The organism is Lacrimispora sp. (genome assembly GCF_047605665.1).
Taxonomy (GTDB): Bacteria; Bacillota; Clostridia; order Lachnospirales; family Lachnospiraceae; genus Lacrimispora.
Genome location: NZ_JASGFH010000017.1, coordinates 1 through 22,080, shown reverse-complemented (window position 1 = coordinate 22,080; position 22,080 = coordinate 1). Strand labels below are relative to the sequence as shown.

Sequence of the window (22,080 nt, the reverse complement as noted above, 5' to 3'; positions counted from 1 at the left end):
TTACATAAAAGTATAAAAAATAAAGATGATATGTGATGGGGGTAAAATGACTGAAATTTATTTCGTAAGGCATGCGGAACCCAATTATATGAATCATAACGATGAGTTACGGGAACTTACTGCGAAAGGCTTGGCAGATCGAAAGCTTGTTACGGATTTTTTGAGTGACAAAAATATTGATGTGGTTTTGTCGAGTCCTTATAAACGTTCTATTGATACTGTAAAGGAGTTTGCAGACAAATACGGTCATCAAGTAGTAACTGTTTCTGATTTCAGGGAAAGAAAAATTGACAGTGTTTGGATTGATGACTTTACTGCATTCAGCCAACGGCAATGGAATGATTTTGATTATAAACTTACCGATGGTGAAACATTGAGAGAGGTACAAACAAGGAATATTGATGCTCTGAAACGGGTTCTGGACCAATATAGAAATAAACACATCGTTGTCGGCAGCCATGGCACTGCACTGAGTACGATTATTAATTATTATGATGCCTCTTTTGGGTATTCCTCTTTTAAGAATATAAAAAAACTTATGCCTTGGATTGCAAAATTTACATTTGACGGGGATTATTTGCAAAGGATTGAGATGTTTGATGTTTTTGCAGGACAAGTTTAAAATTTTTTTCTCAGTCCTATTCCGATAAGACATATTTTCCACTAGAGGAGAGTGTGTCTTTTCTTAATATGAAGTACTGTGAACAAACGGGACATCTGATTGCGGACTGTGCAGTCTAACCGCGAGGTAATGGGATATTTGTTCAGGGCACTCAGAGATGATTGAAAAGTTAAAAAAAGTTTCTAAGAACTGTTGACATTAACGTTACGTAATAGTCTATACTTCTTTTTGCAGGGAGGTGAAGAAATGGAGTACACCATTAATAAACTGGCGAAATTAGCGGGAGTAAGCACCCGGACGCTGCGGTATTACGATGAGTTCGGTCTGCTTTCGCCGGTACGGATGAGTTCAAATGATTACCGTATCTACGGACAAAAGGAAGTTGACCGGCTGCAGCAAATCCTTTTTTACCGTGAGTTTGGCGTATCCCTTGAAGAAATCAAGAGAATTCTGTCTTCTGAAAATTTTGACGGGCAGGCTGCACTGGAAAGCCATTTGTCGGCCCTGCTGGCAAAGCAAAAACAATTAAGCACATTGATCGCTAATGTGGAAAAAACCATAAAAGCGGCGAAAGGAGAAACTATTATGAATGATCAGGAAAAATTTGACGGCTTCCTTCAGAAGCTGGTCGATGACAATGAGCGGCAGTACGGTGAAGAAATCCGGGAAAAATACGGCGATGACACTGTTGACCGCTCCAATGCCAAGGTTAAAGGAATGAGCAAGGAACAGTATGCTCAAGTTGAAAAGTTGTCGGATGAGCTGAACGAGACGCTGAAAGCCGCCTTTGAACAGGGTGACCCTGCAAGCGAACTCGCACAAAAAGCATGTGAACTGCATAAAAAATGGCTGTGTTTCTTTTGGGACCAGTACAGTAAGGAAGCTCATATCGGTGTAACACAGATGTATGTGGATGATCCCCGTTTTACTGAATATTATGATAAAATTGCGGTTGGATGCGCGGTATTCCTGCGGGATGCAGTATTGATATACTGCAAATAATCCTATAAGTTTTGAATGTGAAGAAGCCAGCACTTATTAAAAAGTGTTGGCTTCTTTATGTTCGGATTTCAGGAGATAAGCAAGGGTTTTATGATCATTGATTCTTGCATGTTCTTCTAAAGTAGTATAAACTAATAAATTATAAGGTTTTTCAAATCTTTTCACATATATTTTCTTCAATATTATCAAACAAATATTCTTGATGAGCAACGCAGTCAGAATGGATATGTCCCTAAAAGATATAGCTTCTTTCATTGATCAAAGTCATATTTTTGTATAATAAATCCAGGAGGCACTCCAATGATCATATATTATAGCTCAACCGGCAATTCGAAACATGTTGCTTTAAAATTACATGAAGCATTTAAGGGAGATATTATCGATGTCTGTGACTTTGAACAGCCATCCTCATTTTACCTGGCAGATGGCGAAACATTATTTTTGGTGACCTTTAACTGTTTTTGGGGTATTTCCAACAAAATCGAGACGTTTATCCGAAACAGCGAATTTAGGAACGTTAAGAAAATTGTGGCAATCATCACCTGCGGTGGATATTTAGGCGGTGGGGATGATTTGATAGAAAAGCTGTTTTTGGAAAAAGGGCTTCCTAAGCCCGTTGTTTATTCACTGATCATGGTTACGAATTATTCGATATTACATAATGTGCCGTCTTTTGAGGCACAGAAAAGGAAATTGCTTCGGGCAGAAAAAACGCTTGACAGGATTATTGAGGGGATACAAAGGCCTTATCATAGCAATGGTCTTATTTGCAAAATAACACCCAAGATTCACGATCAATATGAACAAGTGCGAACCACTGTACCTTTTCACGCCAATAATTCATGCATCGGATGTGGGATATGCATGAAAAATTGTCCAGTCCATGCAATTGAAATGATAGGAAACAAGCCCTCCTGGGTGCAGCCAAAGTGCGATCATTGTCTGAGATGTCTGCATCGTTGCCCGGCTGAGGCCATCAACTACGGAACTACCACCCAGAATCGTTTGAGATACACCTATGAAGCTCACAATTCCGGGCATTTATAGATGATGAGTGTCTGCGGGTCAGGCTGTGGGCAATCTTAATGAGCGGTTAACCCGATATGGAAAGATAAGGATGTACTGTAAAATCATTTTACAGCACGTCCTTTATTTGTATGGAAATACATGGTATTATGGATACAAGATTCTTATGTCACATAAATAAATGGGAAAATGGCGAGGTAAAATATATGAAATACGATGCATTGCTTATTGTAGATGTGCAAATTGCTTTGATGGAAGAGCGTCCGTTTAATGAGAAAATGATGATTTCTAATATAAAACGAATCATAAATGCCTTTAGAGAAAAGAACATCCCCATTATATATGTCCGCCATGACGGAGGAAAAGGTGATGAGTTAGAAAAGGACAGCAGGGGCTGGCAGATTTATGATGAAATAGCACCGGAAGATAACGATAAAATAATTGATAAAAAATATAATAGCGCATTCAGACAAACGGAACTGCATCAGTACTTGCAGTCAATTGGTGCAAAAAATATAATCATATGCGGTATGCAGACGGAGTACTGTATAGATGCTACCTGCAAAGTTGCATTTGAAATGGACTATCATGTTACGATTCCTAAAAAAGCTACCACAACATATGACAATGACTTTGCCAAAGCAGAGGATTTGCTGGAATACTATGAAGAAAAGATATGGAATAACCGATATGCACAGGTTTTATCTGTGGATGAAATTATAATGGGTTGATTATGGATATCTAAAAAATAAATTGCATTTTTCTATAATTAACAGATAGATAAATAAAAACATGACGAGGTTGATTATGAATATAAGGAATGCCAGCCTTACCGATTTAGGGGATATAAAGAACATCGTGTGTCAAACAATACAAACAATATATTCCCGTTACTATCCAAAGGGAGCCGTTGAATTTTTCCTTTCCCATCATTGTGAGGCGAACATAAGAAGTGATATTGTGTCACAGACTGTATCCGTTCTTGAAATCGAAGACGTCCCGGTTGGAACTGTAACTATTAAGGAATTTGAGATATGCCGCCTTTTTGTTTTACCTCAATACCAGGGAAACGGATATGGAAGGGCATTACTGGATTTTGCAGAGCAGATAATAGCAGATAAACACACAAAAATCCGATTGGATGCCTCCCTCCCTGCAAAAGAAATTTATTTAAAACGTGGTTATAAGGAAATAGAATCTCATTCTATTTTAACTGAAAACGGAGATTACCTGTTTTATGATATAATGGAAAAGAGCGTATCTATATCAAATTCCCAAATAGATTACAACGGAAAGGTTTTTATTCCAAAAGTCAATAGCGAAAATGGGGAAGCAGACGGGGACACGATTTTTCAATATCATCAAAGCCGCAATCTTTTGTGGGCTGAATATGCCGGGGGTGAAGTTGTCAGAGGGCATTTGATTGGAACGGTGTCTGATGATGGATTATTGGACTTTCATTATCAGCACATGAATGAAAAAGGCCAAATAAGAATTGGAAAATGCCATACTGTTCCCCGTGTTTTAAAGAATGGGAAGTTAGAACTTCACGAAGAATGGCAATGGTTAAATGGAGATAAATCAATGGGCTCATCAATTTTAATCGAAAGATAAACCTGTATTTCCGCTCCACCATAATCTGACGAAAGGAGAACGTTAATCATAAAACACGTACCCAACATCATTTCTTTTATCCGGCTGCTGATTTCCATTGCTTTGATATTCCTGTTTCAGCACCAGGGTTTATTTATAACAGGATATTTTTTGTGCGGTATCAGTGATGTGGCAGACGGATATTTAGCCCGCCGCTGTAAGTTAGAGACAAGGATTGGAGAGCGGCTGGACAGCTTGGGCGATACCGCTTTCTGCGGAGCTGTCCTATATCTGTTAGTTGCTCATACCGATACTATTGAAACACCGTGGGCCATGACCGGCATAGCCATCGTCACGGTTTTAAGGGTGATTAACTTCATAATCACAAAAGTGAAATTTAAAACGTGGGCGGCAATGCATACCTGGGGGAACAAAGCTACCGGAATCCTTTTATTTTTATATGCTCCGGCTGTGCTTATCTTCAATACAATTTTATTGATCCCCGGACTTGCGCTCTGTTTCATTGCTGCCGCTTCCTCCATAGAGGAAATGGCTATCCTCTTGACCTCCAAGCAGTATGATGCTAACTGTAAGAGTATTTTTATAAGGTGAATGCAGATGCCGTGCTGAAAAAAGCTGTAGAAAACGGCGCAGCGGTTGGACAGGAGCCGTCTGAGTTCTGTGGAGAACCAGGAGAGTAAAGAAGAATAAATTTTCACAAAAAAGGCAGCCAGTCAGATTATCATTCATAATCCTGACCCGCTGCCTTTGCACAATCACTGATTTGGCATAGACATCCCTGCTTCATAGACCGCGTACTGGTTCCTCCCCTGAGATTTGGCATGGTAAAGCGCAATATCAGCCTTTTCATACAATTCCTCAAAGGCAGTTCCGTTCTCCGGATATGCCGCCGTTCCCAGGCTTCCGGAAATAAATGCTTCCGGCTCTAAAGAACTGGAGATAAGTCCGCAGAACTTTTCCAGCCTTGAATACAAATCCATGCAATAGGACACATCTTTTAAAAGAATAATAAATTCATCTCCTCCCATACGGCCCAGTACATCATCACGCCTTAAAGCGGATTTCAGCCTTGAAGCTGCCCGGTGAAGGGCCTTATCCCCAAACATGTGCCCGTATTTGTCATTGAGCTGCTTAAAACGGTCAATATCCAGCATAATGAGGATATGGTGGCCCTGGCTGTCTTTTAATATGCTTCGGATTGTCCGTATGGCTGCGGCCCGGTTTAAAAGCCCTGTCAGGGAATCCCGCTCCGACATTTCCTGGAGACTTAAAGCTTCCTGCTTGGATTTGTCAATATCCTTGATGAAAATAAAGGCCTTGATGGTGTCCGTATAAGGATCAGAAACGAGCTGAATAAGGCCAAGACTCCAGTAAACAGTCCCATCCGCCCTCAAACGGCGGTGTTCCAGGCGCAGGGACCGGCAGCCCCGGTAATAGTCGTAGAGAAGCTGGTTTTTATTAAAAAACTTCAAATAAATTTCCCTGTCCTCTTCGAAAATGTGATGTTCAGCGATGTAATTTACCATATCGGAAAAAGAATTGGAAATGCTTTCCGGTATGTTATGGGTCGTTTCTCCTATGATTTCCTCAAATAAATCAAATTTCAAATTATATTCATAATAGCCGATACAGTCTTTTTTCTGCTCCTCCATATACTCCATCCACCGTTGGTAGGCGAGCTCTTTTTCGTACTGGTCCGTAATATCCTGATAAGATATGATCCCTCTGAGCGGCCTTTGATCCTCCGTATAAACGAGGGAGTAACGGGCGGAAAACCAGCGGTAGTCCCCGCAAATCGTTTTCAGCCGGAGGATGGATCTCCCGTTTGGAATACCCTGATCCATTTTTTTATAAAGCTCCCAGGCATCCAGGACGCTTTCCTTATGTACCATGCCGTTTTGTGCCAGAGATTCAGAAGAGAGCGGCTGGGTATAGGGAAATGGAAACGTTTTGGAAAATTCGGGAGAGGGTATCAGGGTTTTGGAGTGGATGTCATAAATGCTCACAAGGCAGCCGGAATGCTGGCTTGCCAGCCGGTATTGCTCCTCGCGTACCCGAAGCTGTTCCTGGAGTTTTTTTGGATACGTGATATCAGAAAGGGAGCAGTATAACAGTTCTTCCTCAGGGATGAGTTTTATCTGTATGGAATACCACATATAAGGTTTTGGTTTTCTGGCTCTGAACTCGTATTCCGCCTTATCTGCCTGCCCTGATAGATATCTGCGTATCCCTTCTGAAAGTCCGGGATAATCTGCTTCCAAAACCATGTCCTCCAGGAGAGCAGGAGTCTGAAACCATGTTTTGATCGTTGAATTGCAGGAAAGGACAGTAAAGCATTGGTCGGTTTTAAGCGTCAGTATGCCGCAAGGAATTCGGTCTAAAAAGGATTCTTCGTTCATTGTTTGAGCTCTCCTATAAATGCTTAAAGTAGAAAGATTTTATTTAAAGTATATGAGACAAGTTTCCAAAAAATACATGAAGAATCAAGCATGAGATGGGAAAAAGAGGATTCGTAAGAAAGACTGGATAAGAAAAGACACAGCAGTTTCCGGCTGCTGTGCCTTCTGGGAAAATGAAAATATTGGAATTACTTCCGGTACAAATATAAGGGCCTTCCGTCTTCGATTTTTCTTTGAACCTCTCCCTGGATTAAGGGAAGAGCATATTCGAAAAAGTCGTCTGTCACATCGGTTCCATTGCCGCAGATCCACTGGCTTGGAAAAAGCTTTTCTTGGTTGCACACCTGATTGACGTCAACAGCCTTGCATTCTATGGAATAGGGAGAATTTCCGGTGCGGCAAAAGGCGATCATCATTCCGGTCAGGCCGTTTAAAGCGGCTTTTACACCTTCACATCCGGCTCTGGCGGATTCCTCAATATCGGTTGCAGAGGCCAGCATGCCGCTGCAGCGCTGGCTCACATTGAGCTCAACGGAGCGGACTTTTACGCCGAAACGGCTGCGCACGAAGTTTTCCAGAGTTTTTGCGCTTCCTGTCAGCATCTTATGTCCGAAGGCATCCCGGCGGACTTCCTCTCCGTATTCACAGATGAATGTTCCGCTGCCGTCAGAAAGACCTTCCGAGACGCAGATGATCAGGGAACTGCTCTTACGAAGAGCGGCTTCCACATCAGAAGCAAACTGTTCAAAATCAAAAGCTGTTTCAGGAAGATAGATGAGAAGGGGGTTATCCCCTTTAAACTTCCTGGCTAAGGCGCTGGCAGCAGTGAGCCAGCCTGCGTGGCGTCCCATCAGCTCGATGATTGTAACAGATTTCTGCTGGTAAACAGAAGCATCTAAAACGATTTCCCGGACTGTATCGGCCACGTATTTGGCGGCGCTTCCGTATCCGGGAGTGTGGTCTGTAAGGATCAGATCATTGTCAACGGTTTTTGGAATTCCGATAAAGCGGATATCGCTTTCGTGGTGAGCCGCATAGCGGGAGAGCTTGCTCACCGTATCCATGGAATCATTTCCGCCGATGTAAAAAAAGTATCCAATCTCCATGGTCCTGAATTTTTCAAACAGGGCCGGGTAAAAGGGAGAAGATAGGTCGTCGGGAAGTTTATAGCGGCAGGAGCCTAAATAGGCAGCGGGAGTTAATTTGAGAAGCTCCAGCTCTTCTTCTGTCAAATCCTTTGTCAAATCCATGTAATTGCCGGACATGAAGCCTTCAATACCGTTGATCATGCCGTAAACCCGGCCGATTTCTTCCCGTGCCATCCCTTCCCTGATGACGCCGTAAAGGCTTGCATTGATCACAGCGGTAGGTCCGCCGGACTGTCCTACGATTGCATTTTTCTTCATGTAAAGTATCCTCCAAGTTTGCATATGCCATGGGCATCTTCTCTATTTTATAATAGAACATGTTTCTTTGCAACGGTCATTGTCCAAAAAAATCTTTGCACTTCACAGTTTCTTCATAAGACGTACAAATATTATTTACATCTTCTCCAAACTTTTTTCATATCTTGGGTCTATAATAACTTTATAAACAAGAACAACGCCAAGACTTGTTTTATAATTAAAGACTTTTTTTCATAACTCGCCGGTGAAACCCACATTTCACCGGCTCCTCCCATTTTATGGATCATATGAGCCTTGACATTCCTGCATCGGAACAGTAAAATATGATCATAATATTGTGAACTACTTTGAGAGGAGCGGTATTTATGGGAAAAACAAAAGGAATGGCAAGTGAATTTAAGGAATTTGTTTTGCGGGGAAATGTGGTGGATCTGGCTGTCGGTGTGATTATCGGTGCCGCTTTTCAGGCTATCGTCAATTCTCTGGTAAAGGATATTATTTCCCCTTTGATTGGAGTTGTTACTGGAGGCGTGGATTTTTCGGGAAAGTTCGTCCTTTTATATGAGGCTCCCCAGGGTGCGGATGTTTCCACTTTAGAAGCTGCCCAGGCTCTCGGCCCGGTATTTGCCTACGGTTCGTTTATTACATCGATCATTAATTTTCTTATTATGGCTTTGGTTATCTTCCTGATGGTCAAGGCTATCAATTCCCTGCACGGCAAAAAGCAGGAAGCAGCACCGGCTGTGGCCAAGGAAAAAAACTGTCCTTACTGCCTTAAGCCTGTGGATATCAATGCCACCCGCTGCCCCTACTGCACAAGCCAGTTGGACAACCAGTAAAATAGGATTTACATCTTATAAGAGACAGATTTAAAAACAGGTAATTGCAGAATAAGCCCGCAATTACCTGTTATTTTTATATGATCAGAAGAATTCTCTCCAGGGTATTGTATAAATCCAGCATGCCGTTGCCCCATATATTGTTGGGATAGGAAAATGCGCTGCTGCGCCTTGCCCCTCTTATGAGAAGCCGGCTGGCCTGCTCTCCGGCCATATCCGTTAAGTGTCCGGTGGCCTGGGTCCATTGGAAGAGGACAGCCACAGCACCGGCAGCCGAAGCTGCACCGGCTCCTGTGCCGGTTAATGTTCCATACTCTCCTCCCGGCAGAGCGCATGGAATCTGATAGCCCGGAGCAGCGATATTGGGTTTGACCAGCCCTTTTCTGGAATAGCCTCTGCTGGATTCATCCAGGATGTTTCCGGTTATCTGGTTATAAGCCGTAACAGCCATGGCATGCCTGCTGTTGGCAGGAGCCGTTATTGTGGTGTCCGGATTGGGACTTAAAAAGAAGGTTTTGTCTGAAATCAGGTTTCCGGCAGGAAGCCAGGAGTGGAAGGAAAATGGCTCATTTTCCGTGCTCTGGACCAGGAGGTGCCAGATTCCCGGCAGAGGATTCTTAAACCGCAGCAAAATGAGCTGATCTCCGGTGTTGCGCTCAAATATCATATTGTTTACGATGACCTGGCTGCTGCTGTTTTGAAACTCATAATGATAGCATTTGTCAAAGGTGGGATAGAAAAATGGCGTGGTTTCCTGGTTCGGAGAGGCGATTTCAATGGAAAGCCTTCCCGGAACCTGGGTCCAAAGCTCCATGGCAAACTCCCTGTCTTCTTTTCCTATATTTAATTGGAATTCGTGGAGAAATGGAGGGGAAAGGGTTTCATTGTAATAATGCCTTTTATTGTCCGCCTCATTTCCGGCTGATACGGAAAAACCGGTTTTGGGAAACTGGACAAGAGTGTCCAAATAACCGCTCAACACTCCCAGGCCGTCATGGCTTCCCTGGCTGCTTCCCATAGCAACGCAGATGACGATGGGCTTTTTTAACTTCTGGGCTACAGAAACTAAGTACCGGATTCCGAGCACAATATCTGATTCCTGAAAACAAATCTTATCCTCTGGAACACAGAATATTTTCTTCAAGCTGTTTTTCGCTTCCTTCAGCTTCACAACCGCTAAATCCGCTTTCGGGACAACGCTGGTAAAGGCGCGCTCCGGGTTTGGAGTGCCTGCGGCAATGCTGGCAATGGCGCTCCCATGGCCTAAAATATCGGTGGAAGGAACGACGGAAAGAGGGTCCTCCTGTCCAAGGGCTTCATTAATGTGGGCGCTGGTGTATTCGGTGCCAAAGGTGAACCCATAGGGCGGAAGGCCCTCCTGTATGGTCTGATCCCATATGGAGAGAATCCGGGTGGTATGATCTGTATTTAAAAATGCGGGATGCCGGTAATCGATACCGGTATCTACGACTCCGACAATGATATCGTTTCCGTAGAAAGGCTCGCTTACAGCCGGCTGGGTGGTTCCGATGGAGTTGCTGTCACAGTCAATGGCAGCAGTGGGGATATAAATGGAAGGGAACAGATGGTATGGATAAAGTCCTAAGTCACAGGGCTGCATATTTTCCGCAGAAACATGCACCAGAGAAAGACGGTCATTCAGCGGAGTGACATCGCTGTTTTCGCCAAAGGAAGAGATCAGAAGATTGTTTACAATCAGATCATAATAATTATTATCTAAAATTTTTTCCATAACGAAATCTCCCTGAGCATATTGATTCGAACATATGATACAGTTTATGCGGCGGTCCGGGCGATATGAATGAAGAAGGCCGGGAAGTTTTCCAGGCTCATAATAAAGAATCAGGCGCATAAAATATATCATATGTGCCATTTACAGAATGCAGGGAGGCCTGGCCGTGGAAAAAGTAGTGGATGATAATTACTATGATATCATTATCAGCAATGGTATGATACCGGCTTATGATACCGGGGACAATATAACGAATATGAATTTCCGCCATTCCCTTGTCCATGTACCCGTTTCCTCCATGAATCCCTGTGAATTGGGGATATATCCTTACAATGCATTTCCCTCCGTGCTGACTCTCAGCTCCACCATCAGCCTGGAGAAGTCGGGAATAGGAACCGTGCAGAGAAATCCTTATCTGGCCCTATTCGGGCGTGGGATCATTGTGGCAATTCTGGATACCGGAATCGATTACCAGCATCAGGCGTTCCGGTATAATGACGGGACCACCCGCATCCTTTCCATATGGGACCAGACCCGGCAGGAGGGCGTACCTCCGGCAGGCTTTACCTATGGTACAGAGTATACGAGAGATATCATCAATACCGCATTGAAGTCAGAAAATCCCTTAGCCATTGTTCCTTCCGTGGATACCAACGGACACGGCACCGCCATAGCCAGCGTAGCCGCGGGAAAAATCAATTTAGATGAGGCTTTCAGCGGCGTTGTTCCGGAGGCTGATTTGCTGATCGTAAAGCTGAAACCGGCAAAAAATAACTTAAAGAGGATATTTTTTGTGGCCGAGGATGCGGAATGCTATCAGGAATCTGACTTGATTATCGGGTTAAATTATGTGACTTCTTATGCCCAGAGCTTAAACCGCCCTATTGCCATCTGCGTTGCCATGGGAACCAACCAGTCCAGCCACGACGGGCGGGGGGCCACCAGTTATTTTACCAATTATCTTTCCCAGCTTCCCCATACAGGCGTTACCATCACCACTGGAAATGAGGCAAATAAGCGGAGACATTATTATAACAACACCACAGTGACCCCTTTTTATAATGAAGTGGAGTTTACGGTGGGAATCGAAGACCGGTTGTTTTCCTTAGAGCTGTGGACCTTTGCCCCGGCCAGACTGGCGATTCAAATAACAGCTCCAAACAGGGAAGCCACCAATGAAGTGCTTCCCACATTGGGCGGATGCAGCCAGTTTTCTTTTGGGGAAAATGGAAGCCAGGTTTGGATTAACAATTTTCTCTTTGAAGAAGAGACTGGGGACCCCATGATCCTGATGCGCTTTGAGAATGCCATTGCGGGAACCTGGACGATACGGATACGAAATATCGATGAAGAACCTTTTTCATTTCATATATGGATGCCGTCGGGGGACTTGATTTCAGAGGGAACATTTTTTTTAAGGCCAAATACGGATACCACCATAACTGCCCCCGGAACCTCCATGCATCCTCTGGCTGTCACGGCCTACAATCAGTTCAATGACAGCGTTTTACCGGAATCCGGCAGAGGCTATACGAGAACCGGCTTCGTCAAACCGGATATCGCCGCACCGGGATATGAGCTCACCTGCGCCGTTCCGGGAGGCAGGTACGGCACCATAACAGGAAGCGGATGTGCCGCCGCCCATGCCGCCGGCATCGTCGCCATGGTCTTTGAATGGGCTGTTCCAAGGGGAAATTATACCACCATTACGGGGAATGATGTAAACCGTCTGATTGTGCGGGGAGCCGTGCGGACCGCCACAAATATTTATCCCAATAATGTGTGGGGGTATGGACAGATTGAAATAAACAGCCTGTTTGAAAGGCTTGCCAATATTTAGAATTTGATATGAAAAATAATTTTTGAATGATTATGAATAAAACACACAGTTGAGGCAATAATAGGATTATACCAAAGAGAAGTGAATACTTATCCTCCCCTTTTTAATCCGGCCTGCTTACGTTTATCGCAAACAGGCCGGATTTTTTGTATGAAACCTTGTATTTACAAGGAAATCAGGTGTTTCAACCAATGTGCAGGAGGTTGTCATTCTTGTGTTTTGCTTGAGTTTGCCCCAACTTTGCCCCAACTTTGCCCCAACTTCTACAAAAAGGCCTGCTATTTTCTGAATTTCAACTGCCTTTGTGTCTGGAAGTACATGAGCGTATAAATCCATTGTTGTTGATAATTTACTATGTCCAAGGATTGTTTTTAATACCTGTGGCTGCATTCCATTTTCAATACATCTAGTTGCAAAGGTATGACGAAATGTATGAGGGTGGATAGCTTCAAATTCGTTGCCTGATAAGTGGATACGCTTAAGAGTTTTATCCATCTCTTTCTTTAATCTGTCCCGGTTTAATGGTCTCCCAAAGTCATTGGTAAAGACGAGGTTATCCAGTCCGACTAAGGGTTTCCATTCTGTACGGGTGAAGATACTCCATTCGGATTGTTTGGCTTTATGCCTTAATAATAGCTGATATACGTTATCTAACATTGGAATATCCCGTTTACTGGTAGGAGTTTTAGGTGAATCCTTTCTAAATTGTCCGCCATAATCTACGAGAGTTCCCGTTATATGAATGACTCTGTTTTTAAAATCTATATCACTCCATTCCAGACCTCTTAATTCACCGCTTCTCATGCCAGTAGAAAGTGCAAGTTCAAATAGACCATAAAGCTTACTTTCCTTTGCGTATGCCATGAAAAATTGTTGCTCCTCTAAAGACATTACTCTGCATTCCTTTTCCGTATATATTCTAGGCAGATTAGCAAGAGGGACAGGATTTTCCCTGATCACTTTGTTTTTTACTGCTTGTTTAAACATTCCGCTTAAAACGACAGAGGTAAGTTCCAGGGTGTTTTTTGAATAGCCTTGTTTGTATAAGTCGTTGTAAAGTTTTTGAATATGTTCTCCACGTATATCTTTTAGTCTCTTGTTTCCTATTACGGATTTAATATAGTTTTCGTAGGTGGTTTTATATGTATGTATGGCTCCGGCTTTAACAGACAATTCTTTATATTGAGTAATCCATGTTTGAAACCAGTTGTTCATTGTAATGTTTTCCTCTTTGGCATATATACCATTTTGGACTTCATAACGAAGATTGTTGAGCTTTTGCTCACATTCTTTACTGGTTTTTCCCAATACATTATAATCAGTTCCTGCATAGCGGAATCTGCCTTCGTATCGACCATCATTTCTTAAACGTATCCCCTTTGGTAATTCTTTTCCATTCTTGTCTTTTGACATAATAAATATTCCTTTCTGAAATTAGTAATAGAAAAGGATACCCATACATGTTATAATTAATCTGCATGGGTATCCCTTGCGTTTAGATGAGGTTAGGGGTTGACTTTGGACGGAAAACTCTTAACCTTCTTTTTTGAGTTGTGTAAATCATATTTCTGGTGTCACTTCCTTTCTAGTGTAATAATTTATGGCTATTCCGCAATATTATCTAGATATTGCTGGATTAGTTTTGTGCTCCATAAAATCCTTTTTCCAATATGAATTTTGGCTTGAGCCATAGTTCCAATATGGGTAGCTGTTGCCCGGCCACAGTCCAGTAGATTCATTAAAGTGGCGGTGCTGACTGTTATTTTGTCATGAATGGTATTATTTTCATTCTCTGTTTGAGGTGATTTATTCATGCTAATTAGATCCTTTCTCGCTTGTTAATAATGCGTATATACTTGGGATTTCGTCTATCTCGAAACTATCTGGGATTACAATAGGTTGTATGCCTAATGAGCGGATTTTTTTCAGCCAGCATTCCCGAAACGTCCGTAAATTACCATAGTGCGAAGGTGTGTAGGTATTTTTATCTTCAATGGCTTTTTCCAGTTCATACATTCCACCAAATTCCAATATCATATCAATAATGGATATCATCACCTCTTTTATGTAATCCGAGTATAAGCTTTCTTGTATGATTTTTATTGCTTTAGACCTACTGACATATTTTTGGGGGCCAAAGACTGGTAATATCTCCTTTTTAAGATAATCGTGACAAAAGTTTTTATCTAAAAACGGATTAATTCGGCGTTGGTCTGGAAATTTTAACTTTGAATTTAAAATGTGTTTTTTCATTATCTGTATTTCAATCCTAACAGTCTGCTTTAATTGTTTCCTTTCCTCATAACTAATCTTGACGTTTTTGTTACAATTTATGATAGCCCTCCATTTAGAGTAAATATTGAATCCCCTTAATTGGTTAGCAAAACAACAGCTTTCCTTATTTAGTATCTCACGTTCTTTTTTTATGGGTTTTCGAATCATATTACAGTGATGATATGGAAATGACATATTACAAAGATATACAATAATTTCCGGAAACTTATGGATTATATCTATAGCGATGTCAGCCCGTTCAACCTTAAAACTTTCGATTGAAGATAAATGTAAGCGAACATGACGAAACTCATTGATTTCAAAAAGACGTTTGTTCATTTGTTTGATAATTTCATTAGACGAATATTTATCCATGTCCAGTAGAAAATATTTGCTGTCGCCCATTATTATTGATAGATTACAACGTAAAGTGAGATAATACTTTTCGCAGGTTACTCCACAAGAGTTGTAACGCATTATTTTTAGCTCAATTTGTGTAATTCCTTTTCTGGAATAATAATTAGTACGTTTTACCCGCCTACTCACTGTTGATAAGCTTTTTAGGTTATTACATAGATAACTGTAGGTTGAAGGAGGGATTCTTTTAATTAGTTCTAAAGTATGTATAATTTTCACTTCCTTTGCTGACTTATACTATGTGTCTGAATCGCCCTGAATTAAAGTTATATGGATTTGTCAGGGGAACAATTTGATAAAATTATTCCCCTAATTATCCATGTAAAGATTAGAGTCAAATTGTATATAAAATACTGGATTTTATATTTCATGATTTGTTTGATATCATATATAATAGAGAATCCATTCTTACTTCTGTTCTTTTATTCGAGACAGTTTAATGTCCTGCATAGCTGATAGAACCTGGTTTTTTTGATATTCTGTTAGAGGGTATCGAAACCATTTTGACAGTACAGATTCATGCATGTTTAGTTTATCGGCCACCTGCCACAGATAGACATTTGACTTTCTCATTTCTCTTCTTATCTCATCATTGTTCATAATATGGCTCCTCCTTTCGTGATATTAATTATTAACATTGATTACTGGCCAGAAGTTAATAAAGTTGATGCTGAAAGCTTATCATGGTATGCTAAAGAAAATCTATCATAAAAATAGATATTATGAATTGTCAATTCTTATGTGATGGAATTTTTTGAGGAGGATAAAGATTATGAAAAGTTTTGATGTGATTGATTATGGGCGAGAAAAGGGTTTTTTATTAAAAGGAAATCAATATAATGGTTTAATACCATATGGTGAAATTTCTTTAATGATTGCCACTATTGATTTTAACGAAATAGGAGAAATTACGAAAGAGTACAGAGAGGGGGTTGAGATTCACCATAATGGAAAGATACAATATGATCGTAATAAATTGACACCCAACTACAAATATTTATTTTTAACAAGTAGGATATATAGATGTTTGGAGGAGAACTGTAAATCTTTTAGTAAAGATATAATACCTATAATAATTGATTTTGTGTCTTTGGGTGATGAAGAGGTATTTACTAAAAAGAGTAATGTCCTTGACGAAGAATTTGACATTTTTATAAAAGGCGTTTTCTGCATTCCTGGTGTATTATCACTTAATAAATGCTTTCAAGATTGTATACTAAGCATTTTGCGAAGAGAACAAAATTTAGAAGGGGCAGAAGAATTCTTTTCAGAAGTTAAAATGACTACATCTTTAAAAGTTAATTCTGATGACAGTGTAAGTATTATTTACCATTTTACTGATGTAATTTCCTTTGTGCTATTGGATTTACAAAAATATTTGGACAGTAATAAGGTAATTAATAATTGCGAGCGCTGCGGCCGCCCATACTTTCCAACGTCAGGGAATAATAAAAGATATTGTCGTTTTCCAAATAAAGGTACAAATAAGGACTGCGCTCAATTACAGCGCCTTATATTTGATGAATTTGCTTTGGTATGCAGGAAAGCCAGAAGTAATCAGAAAGGGTTCGTAGAAAACGCACTAAAGTCTGAAACCAAAAAAGATCAGAAAATAAAAAGAAAATATGATTATGATATAGAAAAACTAAACAGCGAATATGAATCTTGGAAAGAGGAACTTTGCAAAGTGCGTAAGGAATGTAAAGACAATAATGATTTACAAGGGTTAATTGATTGGGTAGAAAAAAGTAAATTTAAAATAAAGAGGTTGGAAGAGTTGGGGATAGCTATAAGAAAGTAGAGATGAAGTGTAAAACGGTTACTAAATTCGAATAGATATTACCACTTTTTAATAAAATATAATTTTTTCCGATGTATAGTGATTCATTTATAATATGCCACATAAAACAAGGGAATATCTACTTAAAACGTGCAGATATTCCCCCTAATGATCCCCAGAAGTCACACAATACTGTTACAATTTTAATCAATCTGTCTGGTATTCTGATTATGGAATAAGTACTCACTTCAAGAAAGTTAAGGAAATTAATATCGAATTATTTTAGGTCTATCACCTCTCCAATATTCTTCTCCACTAATAATTCCGCAATCTTTTGGAAGATAAATTATTTTTGGACCACCAGTGACTAAATTAAATCCTTCTCCTGTAAGCCATATTCCATTAACTGATTTATCTCCAATAGTTCTTGGGATGACCATTGTTTCTGGAGCGTCTTTGCAGTATTCATTTAAAAATCCTGTAATAAATACGGCGTTTTCATCAGAACGATAAGCATTATATTTCTGATACGGCGTCTTACTTGAAGAATATGGGCTACTTCCATCATATCCTATTGGATATCGCATAAAGAATCCGGCGTATGGAATTTGATCAACATCTGGAAGCCATGCCGGACAATAAAGAAATCTATCGGCTGCAACTTTTATATCAGTAAAATAATATTCTCTTGAAGATAAGTCTCCAGGAATCCATGTTACGATAAAATACTCTCTTCCGTGTTCTTTAATTAATCCATATTTATGATTTTGTTGGATAGTGTCTTGTAAAATTTCATTTGTAAACCATGGATAACATTTTTGGATTTTTTCTTCTGGGTAATCTTCCCATAATACACCTTCTTCGACGTCCGTAGGCCCTGGAATATCTCCTTGTGCCTGTTCCTCTGCAAAAGATACTTCCTTAAAAGCCGTAATAAATAATAAGATGATAGCCATAAAAGTTACAAGTTTTTTTCCTTTGTTTTTCATTTCTTCTTCTCCCTTAACTTAGGTTATTTTTGCCCAATTAGTAATAAAGAATTATGTATAGTTAATTCCGAGGTTTTGCAATGGTGTCTATATTTTTAGCCAATCTCACTTTGCCATATTTTTGCTACAAACCAAATGGCAAGAATAAAATTAATAATTGGAATTGGAATTGCCAAACATATTGCAAATGCTATACAAGAATATACACACTTTGCGGCAGTTCCTATAAAAAACCTTCCTTTAGCTGTTCCCCATATCAAAGCAAGTACTATTATTCCTATAATTATAGTCATTTTCTCAAATCCCTTTCATAGCATTAAAATTCCTTTTACTGCTCTTTTCTAAGCCTGAAACCTAAACCAGTAAAGAATGCACCAAATACACCACATCTTCCTGCGTTTCCCAAATTATCGAATGATGAATATCTACTCATGAAATCTGCTACAACATTTCCTACCATTGCAATTAGCAATAGGATTCCAATTACTAATAAAACTGTACCTAGTGTTTTTTTGCTTTTTGAGACTGCTTTTTTCTTCATATCAATTAAACTCATGGCTTTCATAAGCCTGGCACCACATCTTTCACAGGTTATCATGCTGCCGGTAGTGCTAGCGCCACATACCTGACAATAATCTGTTCCCACATTTTTCTTAACACCACATTTAACACAAATTTCTGCATTATCATGAATTTTGTTTCCACATGTTCTACAATACATCATTTTGCCTCCTTAATTGATTTAAGTATTTTTTTATATTGCCTTTTTATTACCCCGAAACTAATTCCAGCGCTTATTGACACATAAAAGCATAGGAATATATTGGCGATTAAATTTCTGCTTTGTATCCAATAGGATTGCACATCATAGTCGCCATACCCTATATAGTCATGAATATAAGCATTTGGTGAAATAGGAAGACTAGATGCTGACGGTATGTTATCAGGTTCTGGTCGTGCTATGAGTATAATAACGAGAACAATTGCTGTTAAAATGCCCAATAATGAAATAACCTTAGTAATCTTCATAAATTTCTTTTTACTGTTTGCCCGTTTTTGTAATTCCAATAAATAAGCATTTTTCATTTGTTCTGTAACTATGGTTCTTTGTTTAGCACCACAATTGGAACAAAATTCTGTTTTCACTGTAGTATGGTATCCGCACTCCTGACAGAACTTAGTTCCCTCGTATTTTTTAGTACCGCATTTAGCACAAATTATTTCGCTATCATTTATTTTATTGCCACATGCTCTACAATACATAATTTATCCTCCTTGTTTATAGACGGGTCTTGCACCGTTAATTCAAGAATTTCCTTTAGATATTCTCTTTCATCACTTACATTCATTCTCATTTTGCAATTCCTCCTATAAAAGTAACAAAGTGTTACATATTTTAATTTTTATTATATGTCACATTGTGGCACAATTCAATACATATTTTTATGAAGTTGCTATAATCAAATATATTATGATAAAAGGAGCAATTATGGTGAATAGCACTTTAGGGGAAAAACTCTTGGAATTGCGTACCAGCAGAAACTTAACACAACAACAGGTAAGTGACGCCCTCCATATTGGAAGAGTGACTTATACTTATTACGAGGGAAATAAAAGAACTCCTGATTTAAGTCTGTTGCTGTCCATTTGCAAATTTTATGGAATTGAAATAAAAGAATTGATTAATGAGAATACAATCCCTGTATTTAATCCAGAGGTAAGCGTGGAGGGGCCTATAAAAGCCACGGGTGTTGTTGGAACTTCAAACTTGGGAATAAATTTAATTTCTAATGTGTTAGAAGGAGCCTTGGGTGATTTGGGAGTAAAACCGCCTTTTACTAAGATGGAAAAAGAACTCATTACAAATTTTAGACAGTTAAATTCTGAGGATAAAGAAGAAGTGAGCCATTTGATCAAATATAAATTAAAAAAGCAAAAAAAGAAATGAGTTGTTTTTGATGAATATATTTTATCTATTTAGCAGATAAGTCATATAATCTAAGCCCAAAACAATACCTTCCCATTCTGCAATGGTAGCAGTGCAAAAAGCAGCCTCACCAATTTTTTCAAACTGTTCTGTAGAGAAGTTCTTTTTTTATGGCTCTAAAAGCGCATTTACCTGTTCAGTAACACGGTTTTCTGTTTCGGCGAGTTCCGGTATTTCCTGGGATAGTTTATCAAACAATTCATAATATAATGGATTCATTTGTTGACTCCTTTCTTTGCGAGTATTTATAATTATTAAAGATATACAGTGACCCTTATTCAATATCCTGAACGTATTATCATCGTTTTGCAGACGGATATCACATTCTTTTACTAATACGATATGAAATCAGGTGTTGACAATTAGAATCTGTCTGCATTGAAATTTTTACTTTCTTTTGAATAATCCCAATGGCTTAAAATATGTATAAATTCATACATCTGTTCATAGTTCAACTGTTTCCAGTCTGATAAATCATATAACTGGTATAGCAGAAAAGTAAAGAACGTTTCAGTGATTCTCTTTTGAATAATGATTCTACATAGAATCCGGTATTGTGCTTTGCTATATCCAGTAGACGGTTTTTCTTTAACAGTAGGGCGTAAATTTTGTTCAACCAAGCTTCTTACATCATAATTCAACAATTTCATGGTAATATCCTCCTTTCCTATATTAATGGACAATCTACATAATAACTGCAATACTCACAATAACAGAGGTCACATTCCCCAATGATATAGCCCTCCATGATAATAGGCATACAAGTGGTCAGATAATCAGGACAGGAGCCACAAGGACAGCTATATTCATTAACAGACTGATTATTTTTGAAACACATAGTAGATACCTTCCCTTCTTAGTTTAATGCGTGTTGTCTAGTTTCGTTTCCTACCTTTTGTGAGCCGTACTTGGCTCTTATATCATCAAGGCTTATTTCTCCCTTATGATGTCTGCGGTAATCTCCATAATGCCAGCACCATGCTTTTTTCTTTGGAGAAAACTTGAAACCGATTTCCTTTAATCTATCTTTGTATGCATAGCAATTAAAACACCATATCCAACTGCCAATTACTTCAATCTCCATATGGTAGCTGATGATGGTATTTAAAACCTCTTTAAAGGCTCTATTTTCCTCGTTTTCATCATGTTTGGGAGAATGTCCATCTGTTTCTTTTTTCGCCTTTAAATGAGCGAATAGAGCGTCATACTCTGTATTGATTTCCTGCATATCAGATACCTTTCCCCCATTGTCAGGGTGGTGGTTCATCAGCAGACCCTTGTAACGTACTCTTAATTCATTAATACTTGTCACTTCATTAAACCATTTCATTTTTTAGAACTCCTTTTCTTTAGATTTTCAGACATAAAAAATAAGCCTTTTAACGTCATGCTCAGGACGTAATAATGTTTAATGATAGCCGGGTTCAAAACGTTTTCTTTTGCTATTAATAAATGAGACCAGGTGTTCGGGAAAAATATATGATTTTTTGTGCATTCTATATGCCCCAATTATGCCCCAACTTTAATAACACTCTATGATACAAGATGAAAAGATGCTTTTTCATTTTCGAATAGAATTATACTCAATGACACATAATGAGATAAGACGAAAACATAAACTAATAACCTCCCCTTTTTAATGCCCTGTCTGTAACAGTCGTGTTGCCGGCGGGGTATTTTTTATTTAAGCCTTATTTTGTCAGGGGTTGAGAGGGGGGTGATTAAGAAATAAATCCTTGAATTTTTTTTGAACGGTTGTTCTGACACAAATTGACACAAGATATTGAATTAAGAAAAGAGATGGGCCAGTTTCTGCATTTCATTCACTTTTGTGTCTTTGAGTACATGGACATATGTAGCCATAGTGGTTACCAGGTCATTATGACCTAAAATCGTCTGTAATACCTTTGGAGTGATATCATTTTCAATATTTCGTGTAGCAAAGGTATGACGAAATGTATGTGGGGTGATATGTTTAGAATCAATACCATCTTTGCGTATTTCTTCTACAATATCATCTATGGATATTGAGGATAGTATAGCGATATGTCAGGCGGTTTGACCACCGAAAGTATACAAAAGGGCGGGGAGTGATACCTGCCCGGAAAGACAGACCGCTACTCCCGTTGCGA

General features: G+C 39.5%; 25 protein-coding genes. 11 read left to right on the top strand and 14 right to left on the bottom strand.

The features are described from left to right. Positions 1–25: 25 nt before the first annotated feature. The 6 genes from QM657_RS14190 to QM657_RS14165 all read left to right on the top strand — a co-directional run bounded on the left by QM657_RS14190 (position 26) and on the right by QM657_RS14165 (position 4,855). Positions 26–622: a histidine phosphatase family protein gene (locus tag QM657_RS14190; RefSeq protein WP_415067356.1), complete on the top strand. Its 597-nt coding sequence runs from the start codon at positions 26–28 to the stop codon at positions 620–622. A 246-nt stretch (positions 623–868) separates the two neighbouring features. Then, the gene (locus QM657_RS14185; RefSeq protein WP_415067355.1) at positions 869–1,624 is read left to right on the top strand and encodes a MerR family transcriptional regulator; all 756 of its coding nucleotides are present in this window, start codon (positions 869–871) and stop codon (positions 1,622–1,624) included. Between the two features lie 300 nt (positions 1,625–1,924). Further along, the gene (locus QM657_RS14180) at positions 1,925–2,671 is read left to right on the top strand and encodes an EFR1 family ferrodoxin (RefSeq protein WP_415067354.1); all 747 of its coding nucleotides are present in this window, start codon (positions 1,925–1,927) and stop codon (positions 2,669–2,671) included. Between the two features lie 185 nt (positions 2,672–2,856). Next, a complete protein-coding gene (locus tag QM657_RS14175; protein ID WP_415067353.1) occupies positions 2,857–3,381 on the top strand; it encodes a cysteine hydrolase family protein in 525 nt (174 codons plus the stop codon). Between the two features lie 76 nt (positions 3,382–3,457). Next, on the top strand, positions 3,458–4,264 hold the full coding sequence (locus QM657_RS14170; RefSeq protein WP_415067352.1) for a GNAT family N-acetyltransferase: 807 nt from the start codon (positions 3,458–3,460) through the stop codon (positions 4,262–4,264). A gap of 45 nt (positions 4,265–4,309) precedes the next feature. Next, positions 4,310–4,855, top strand: a complete 546-nt coding sequence (locus tag QM657_RS14165) for a CDP-alcohol phosphatidyltransferase family protein (protein WP_415067423.1) — start codon at positions 4,310–4,312, stop codon at positions 4,853–4,855. A 164-nt stretch (positions 4,856–5,019) separates the two neighbouring features. Here the strand turns inward: QM657_RS14165 and QM657_RS14160 are convergent, their stop codons facing one another. Both QM657_RS14160 and QM657_RS14155 read right to left on the bottom strand, forming a co-directional pair. Further along, on the bottom strand, positions 5,020–6,663 hold the full coding sequence (locus tag QM657_RS14160) for a diguanylate cyclase domain-containing protein (protein ID WP_415067351.1): 1,644 nt from the start codon (positions 6,661–6,663) through the stop codon (positions 5,020–5,022). Positions 6,664–6,851: 188 nt separating this feature from the next. Next, on the bottom strand, positions 6,852–8,069 hold the full coding sequence (locus QM657_RS14155; protein ID WP_415067350.1) for a 6-phosphofructokinase: 1,218 nt from the start codon (positions 8,067–8,069) through the stop codon (positions 6,852–6,854). Positions 8,070–8,434: 365 nt separating this feature from the next. Here QM657_RS14155 and mscL point away from each other — a divergent pair, with 365 nt between their 5' ends. Beyond that, positions 8,435–8,908 carry a large conductance mechanosensitive channel protein MscL gene (gene mscL, locus QM657_RS14150; RefSeq protein ID WP_415067349.1) on the top strand — a complete coding sequence of 158 codons (474 nt, stop codon included), beginning with the start codon at positions 8,435–8,437 and terminating at the stop codon, positions 8,906–8,908. Positions 8,909–8,984: 76 nt separating this feature from the next. Here mscL and QM657_RS14145 read toward each other — a convergent pair whose 3' ends face one another. Further along, positions 8,985–10,661, bottom strand: coding sequence for a S8 family peptidase (locus QM657_RS14145; protein WP_415067348.1), 1,677 nt, complete (start codon positions 10,659–10,661; stop codon positions 8,985–8,987). 166 nt (positions 10,662–10,827) lie between these two features. On the opposite strand from QM657_RS14145, the gene QM657_RS14140 reads away from it, so the two are divergent. Continuing rightward, positions 10,828–12,501, top strand: a complete 1,674-nt coding sequence (locus tag QM657_RS14140; RefSeq protein ID WP_415067347.1) for a S8 family peptidase — start codon at positions 10,828–10,830, stop codon at positions 12,499–12,501. A gap of 123 nt (positions 12,502–12,624) precedes the next feature. On the opposite strand, the gene QM657_RS14135 is transcribed toward QM657_RS14140, so the two are convergent. The 4 genes from QM657_RS14135 to QM657_RS14120 form a co-directional block, all read right to left on the bottom strand. Further along, positions 12,625–13,914, bottom strand: coding sequence for a tyrosine-type recombinase/integrase (locus tag QM657_RS14135; protein ID WP_415067346.1), 1,290 nt, complete (start codon positions 13,912–13,914; stop codon positions 12,625–12,627). A gap of 191 nt (positions 13,915–14,105) precedes the next feature. Further along, positions 14,106–14,315, bottom strand: a complete 210-nt coding sequence (locus QM657_RS14130) for a hypothetical protein (RefSeq protein WP_415067345.1) — start codon at positions 14,313–14,315, stop codon at positions 14,106–14,108. A 1-nt stretch (position 14,316) separates the two neighbouring features. Next, on the bottom strand, positions 14,317–15,114 hold the full coding sequence (locus QM657_RS14125) for a hypothetical protein (protein WP_415067344.1): 798 nt from the start codon (positions 15,112–15,114) through the stop codon (positions 14,317–14,319). A gap of 486 nt (positions 15,115–15,600) precedes the next feature. Then, positions 15,601–15,792: a hypothetical protein gene (locus QM657_RS14120; protein ID WP_415067343.1), complete on the bottom strand. Its 192-nt coding sequence runs from the start codon at positions 15,790–15,792 to the stop codon at positions 15,601–15,603. Between the two features lie 172 nt (positions 15,793–15,964). On the opposite strand from QM657_RS14120, the gene QM657_RS14115 reads away from it, so the two are divergent. Further along, a complete protein-coding gene (locus QM657_RS14115) occupies positions 15,965–16,993 on the top strand; it encodes a DUF6076 domain-containing protein (protein WP_415067342.1) in 1,029 nt (342 codons plus the stop codon). A 245-nt stretch (positions 16,994–17,238) separates the two neighbouring features. Here the strand turns inward: QM657_RS14115 and QM657_RS14110 are convergent, their stop codons facing one another. Beyond that, positions 17,239–17,961 (bottom strand): hypothetical protein, encoded by a 723-nt coding sequence (locus tag QM657_RS14110; protein ID WP_415067341.1) that lies wholly within the window; start codon positions 17,959–17,961, stop codon positions 17,239–17,241. 135 nt (positions 17,962–18,096) lie between these two features. Here QM657_RS14110 and QM657_RS14105 point away from each other — a divergent pair, with 135 nt between their 5' ends. Beyond that, a complete protein-coding gene (locus QM657_RS14105) occupies positions 18,097–18,306 on the top strand; it encodes a hypothetical protein (protein ID WP_415067340.1) in 210 nt (69 codons plus the stop codon). Here the strand turns inward: QM657_RS14105 and QM657_RS14100 are convergent. Genes QM657_RS14100 through QM657_RS14090 form a run of 3 tightly spaced genes read right to left on the bottom strand, consistent with a single transcriptional unit; the run spans position 18,290 to position 19,316 of the window. Next, the gene (locus tag QM657_RS14100) at positions 18,290–18,685 is read right to left on the bottom strand and encodes a hypothetical protein (protein ID WP_415067339.1); all 396 of its coding nucleotides are present in this window, start codon (positions 18,683–18,685) and stop codon (positions 18,290–18,292) included. The two genes, QM657_RS14105 and QM657_RS14100, sit on opposite strands and share 17 nt — an antisense overlap. Continuing rightward, positions 18,682–19,224, bottom strand: a complete 543-nt coding sequence (locus QM657_RS14095) for a double zinc ribbon domain-containing protein (protein WP_415067338.1) — start codon at positions 19,222–19,224, stop codon at positions 18,682–18,684. The genes QM657_RS14100 and QM657_RS14095 overlap by 4 nt, the downstream gene beginning before the upstream one ends. Next, positions 19,194–19,316: a hypothetical protein gene (locus QM657_RS14090; protein ID WP_415067337.1), complete on the bottom strand. Its 123-nt coding sequence runs from the start codon at positions 19,314–19,316 to the stop codon at positions 19,194–19,196. The genes QM657_RS14095 and QM657_RS14090 overlap by 31 nt, the downstream gene beginning before the upstream one ends. Before the next feature lie 116 nt (positions 19,317–19,432). Here QM657_RS14090 and QM657_RS14085 point away from each other — a divergent pair, with 116 nt between their 5' ends. Beyond that, positions 19,433–19,909, top strand: coding sequence for a helix-turn-helix domain-containing protein (locus QM657_RS14085; RefSeq protein ID WP_415067336.1), 477 nt, complete (start codon positions 19,433–19,435; stop codon positions 19,907–19,909). A 401-nt stretch (positions 19,910–20,310) separates the two neighbouring features. Here the strand turns inward: QM657_RS14085 and QM657_RS14080 are convergent, their stop codons facing one another. From QM657_RS14080 to QM657_RS14070, 3 genes are all read right to left on the bottom strand, one after another. Then, the gene (locus tag QM657_RS14080; protein WP_415067335.1) at positions 20,311–20,598 is read right to left on the bottom strand and encodes a hypothetical protein; all 288 of its coding nucleotides are present in this window, start codon (positions 20,596–20,598) and stop codon (positions 20,311–20,313) included. A 206-nt stretch (positions 20,599–20,804) separates the two neighbouring features. Then, a complete protein-coding gene (locus QM657_RS14075; protein WP_415067334.1) occupies positions 20,805–21,278 on the bottom strand; it encodes a J domain-containing protein in 474 nt (157 codons plus the stop codon). Between the two features lie 458 nt (positions 21,279–21,736). Beyond that, positions 21,737–21,976 carry a tyrosine-type recombinase/integrase gene (locus QM657_RS14070; RefSeq protein ID WP_415067422.1) on the bottom strand — a complete coding sequence of 80 codons (240 nt, stop codon included), beginning with the start codon at positions 21,974–21,976 and terminating at the stop codon, positions 21,737–21,739. Positions 21,977–22,080 lie beyond the last annotated feature (104 nt).

Coding starts and splice junctions, on each gene's coding strand:
- QM657_RS14190 (WP_415067356.1), top strand. CDS start 26: ATGATATGTGATGGGGGTAAAATGACTGAAATTTATTTCGTAAGGCAT.
- QM657_RS14080 (WP_415067335.1), bottom strand. CDS start 20,598: ATGAAATTGTTGAATTATGATGTAAGAAGCTTGGTTGAACAAAATTTA.
- QM657_RS14175 (WP_415067353.1), top strand. CDS start 2,857: ATGAAATACGATGCATTGCTTATTGTAGATGTGCAAATTGCTTTGATG.
- QM657_RS14100 (WP_415067339.1), bottom strand. CDS start 18,685: ATGATGTATTGTAGAACATGTGGAAACAAAATTCATGATAATGCAGAA.
- QM657_RS14105 (WP_415067340.1), top strand. CDS start 18,097: ATGGCAAGAATAAAATTAATAATTGGAATTGGAATTGCCAAACATATT.
- QM657_RS14090 (WP_415067337.1), bottom strand. CDS start 19,316: ATGAGAATGAATGTAAGTGATGAAAGAGAATATCTAAAGGAAATTCTT.
- QM657_RS14155 (WP_415067350.1), bottom strand. CDS start 8,069: ATGAAGAAAAATGCAATCGTAGGACAGTCCGGCGGACCTACCGCTGTG.
- QM657_RS14115 (WP_415067342.1), top strand. CDS start 15,965: ATGAAAAGTTTTGATGTGATTGATTATGGGCGAGAAAAGGGTTTTTTA.
- QM657_RS14095 (WP_415067338.1), bottom strand. CDS start 19,224: ATGTATTGTAGAGCATGTGGCAATAAAATAAATGATAGCGAAATAATT.
- QM657_RS14075 (WP_415067334.1), bottom strand. CDS start 21,278: ATGAAATGGTTTAATGAAGTGACAAGTATTAATGAATTAAGAGTACGT.
- QM657_RS14110 (WP_415067341.1), bottom strand. CDS start 17,961: ATGAAAAACAAAGGAAAAAAACTTGTAACTTTTATGGCTATCATCTTA.
- QM657_RS14160 (WP_415067351.1), bottom strand. CDS start 6,663: ATGAACGAAGAATCCTTTTTAGACCGAATTCCTTGCGGCATACTGACG.
- QM657_RS14130 (WP_415067345.1), bottom strand. CDS start 14,315: ATGAATAAATCACCTCAAACAGAGAATGAAAATAATACCATTCATGAC.
- QM657_RS14170 (WP_415067352.1), top strand. CDS start 3,458: ATGAATATAAGGAATGCCAGCCTTACCGATTTAGGGGATATAAAGAAC.
- QM657_RS14180 (WP_415067354.1), top strand. CDS start 1,925: ATGATCATATATTATAGCTCAACCGGCAATTCGAAACATGTTGCTTTA.
- QM657_RS14145 (WP_415067348.1), bottom strand. CDS start 10,661: ATGGAAAAAATTTTAGATAATAATTATTATGATCTGATTGTAAACAAT.
- QM657_RS14185 (WP_415067355.1), top strand. CDS start 869: ATGGAGTACACCATTAATAAACTGGCGAAATTAGCGGGAGTAAGCACC.
- mscL (WP_415067349.1), top strand. CDS start 8,435: ATGGGAAAAACAAAAGGAATGGCAAGTGAATTTAAGGAATTTGTTTTG.
- QM657_RS14135 (WP_415067346.1), bottom strand. CDS start 13,914: ATGTCAAAAGACAAGAATGGAAAAGAATTACCAAAGGGGATACGTTTA.
- QM657_RS14125 (WP_415067344.1), bottom strand. CDS start 15,114: ATGAACAAACGTCTTTTTGAAATCAATGAGTTTCGTCATGTTCGCTTA.
- QM657_RS14085 (WP_415067336.1), top strand. CDS start 19,433: ATGATAAAAGGAGCAATTATGGTGAATAGCACTTTAGGGGAAAAACTC.
- QM657_RS14120 (WP_415067343.1), bottom strand. CDS start 15,792: ATGAACAATGATGAGATAAGAAGAGAAATGAGAAAGTCAAATGTCTAT.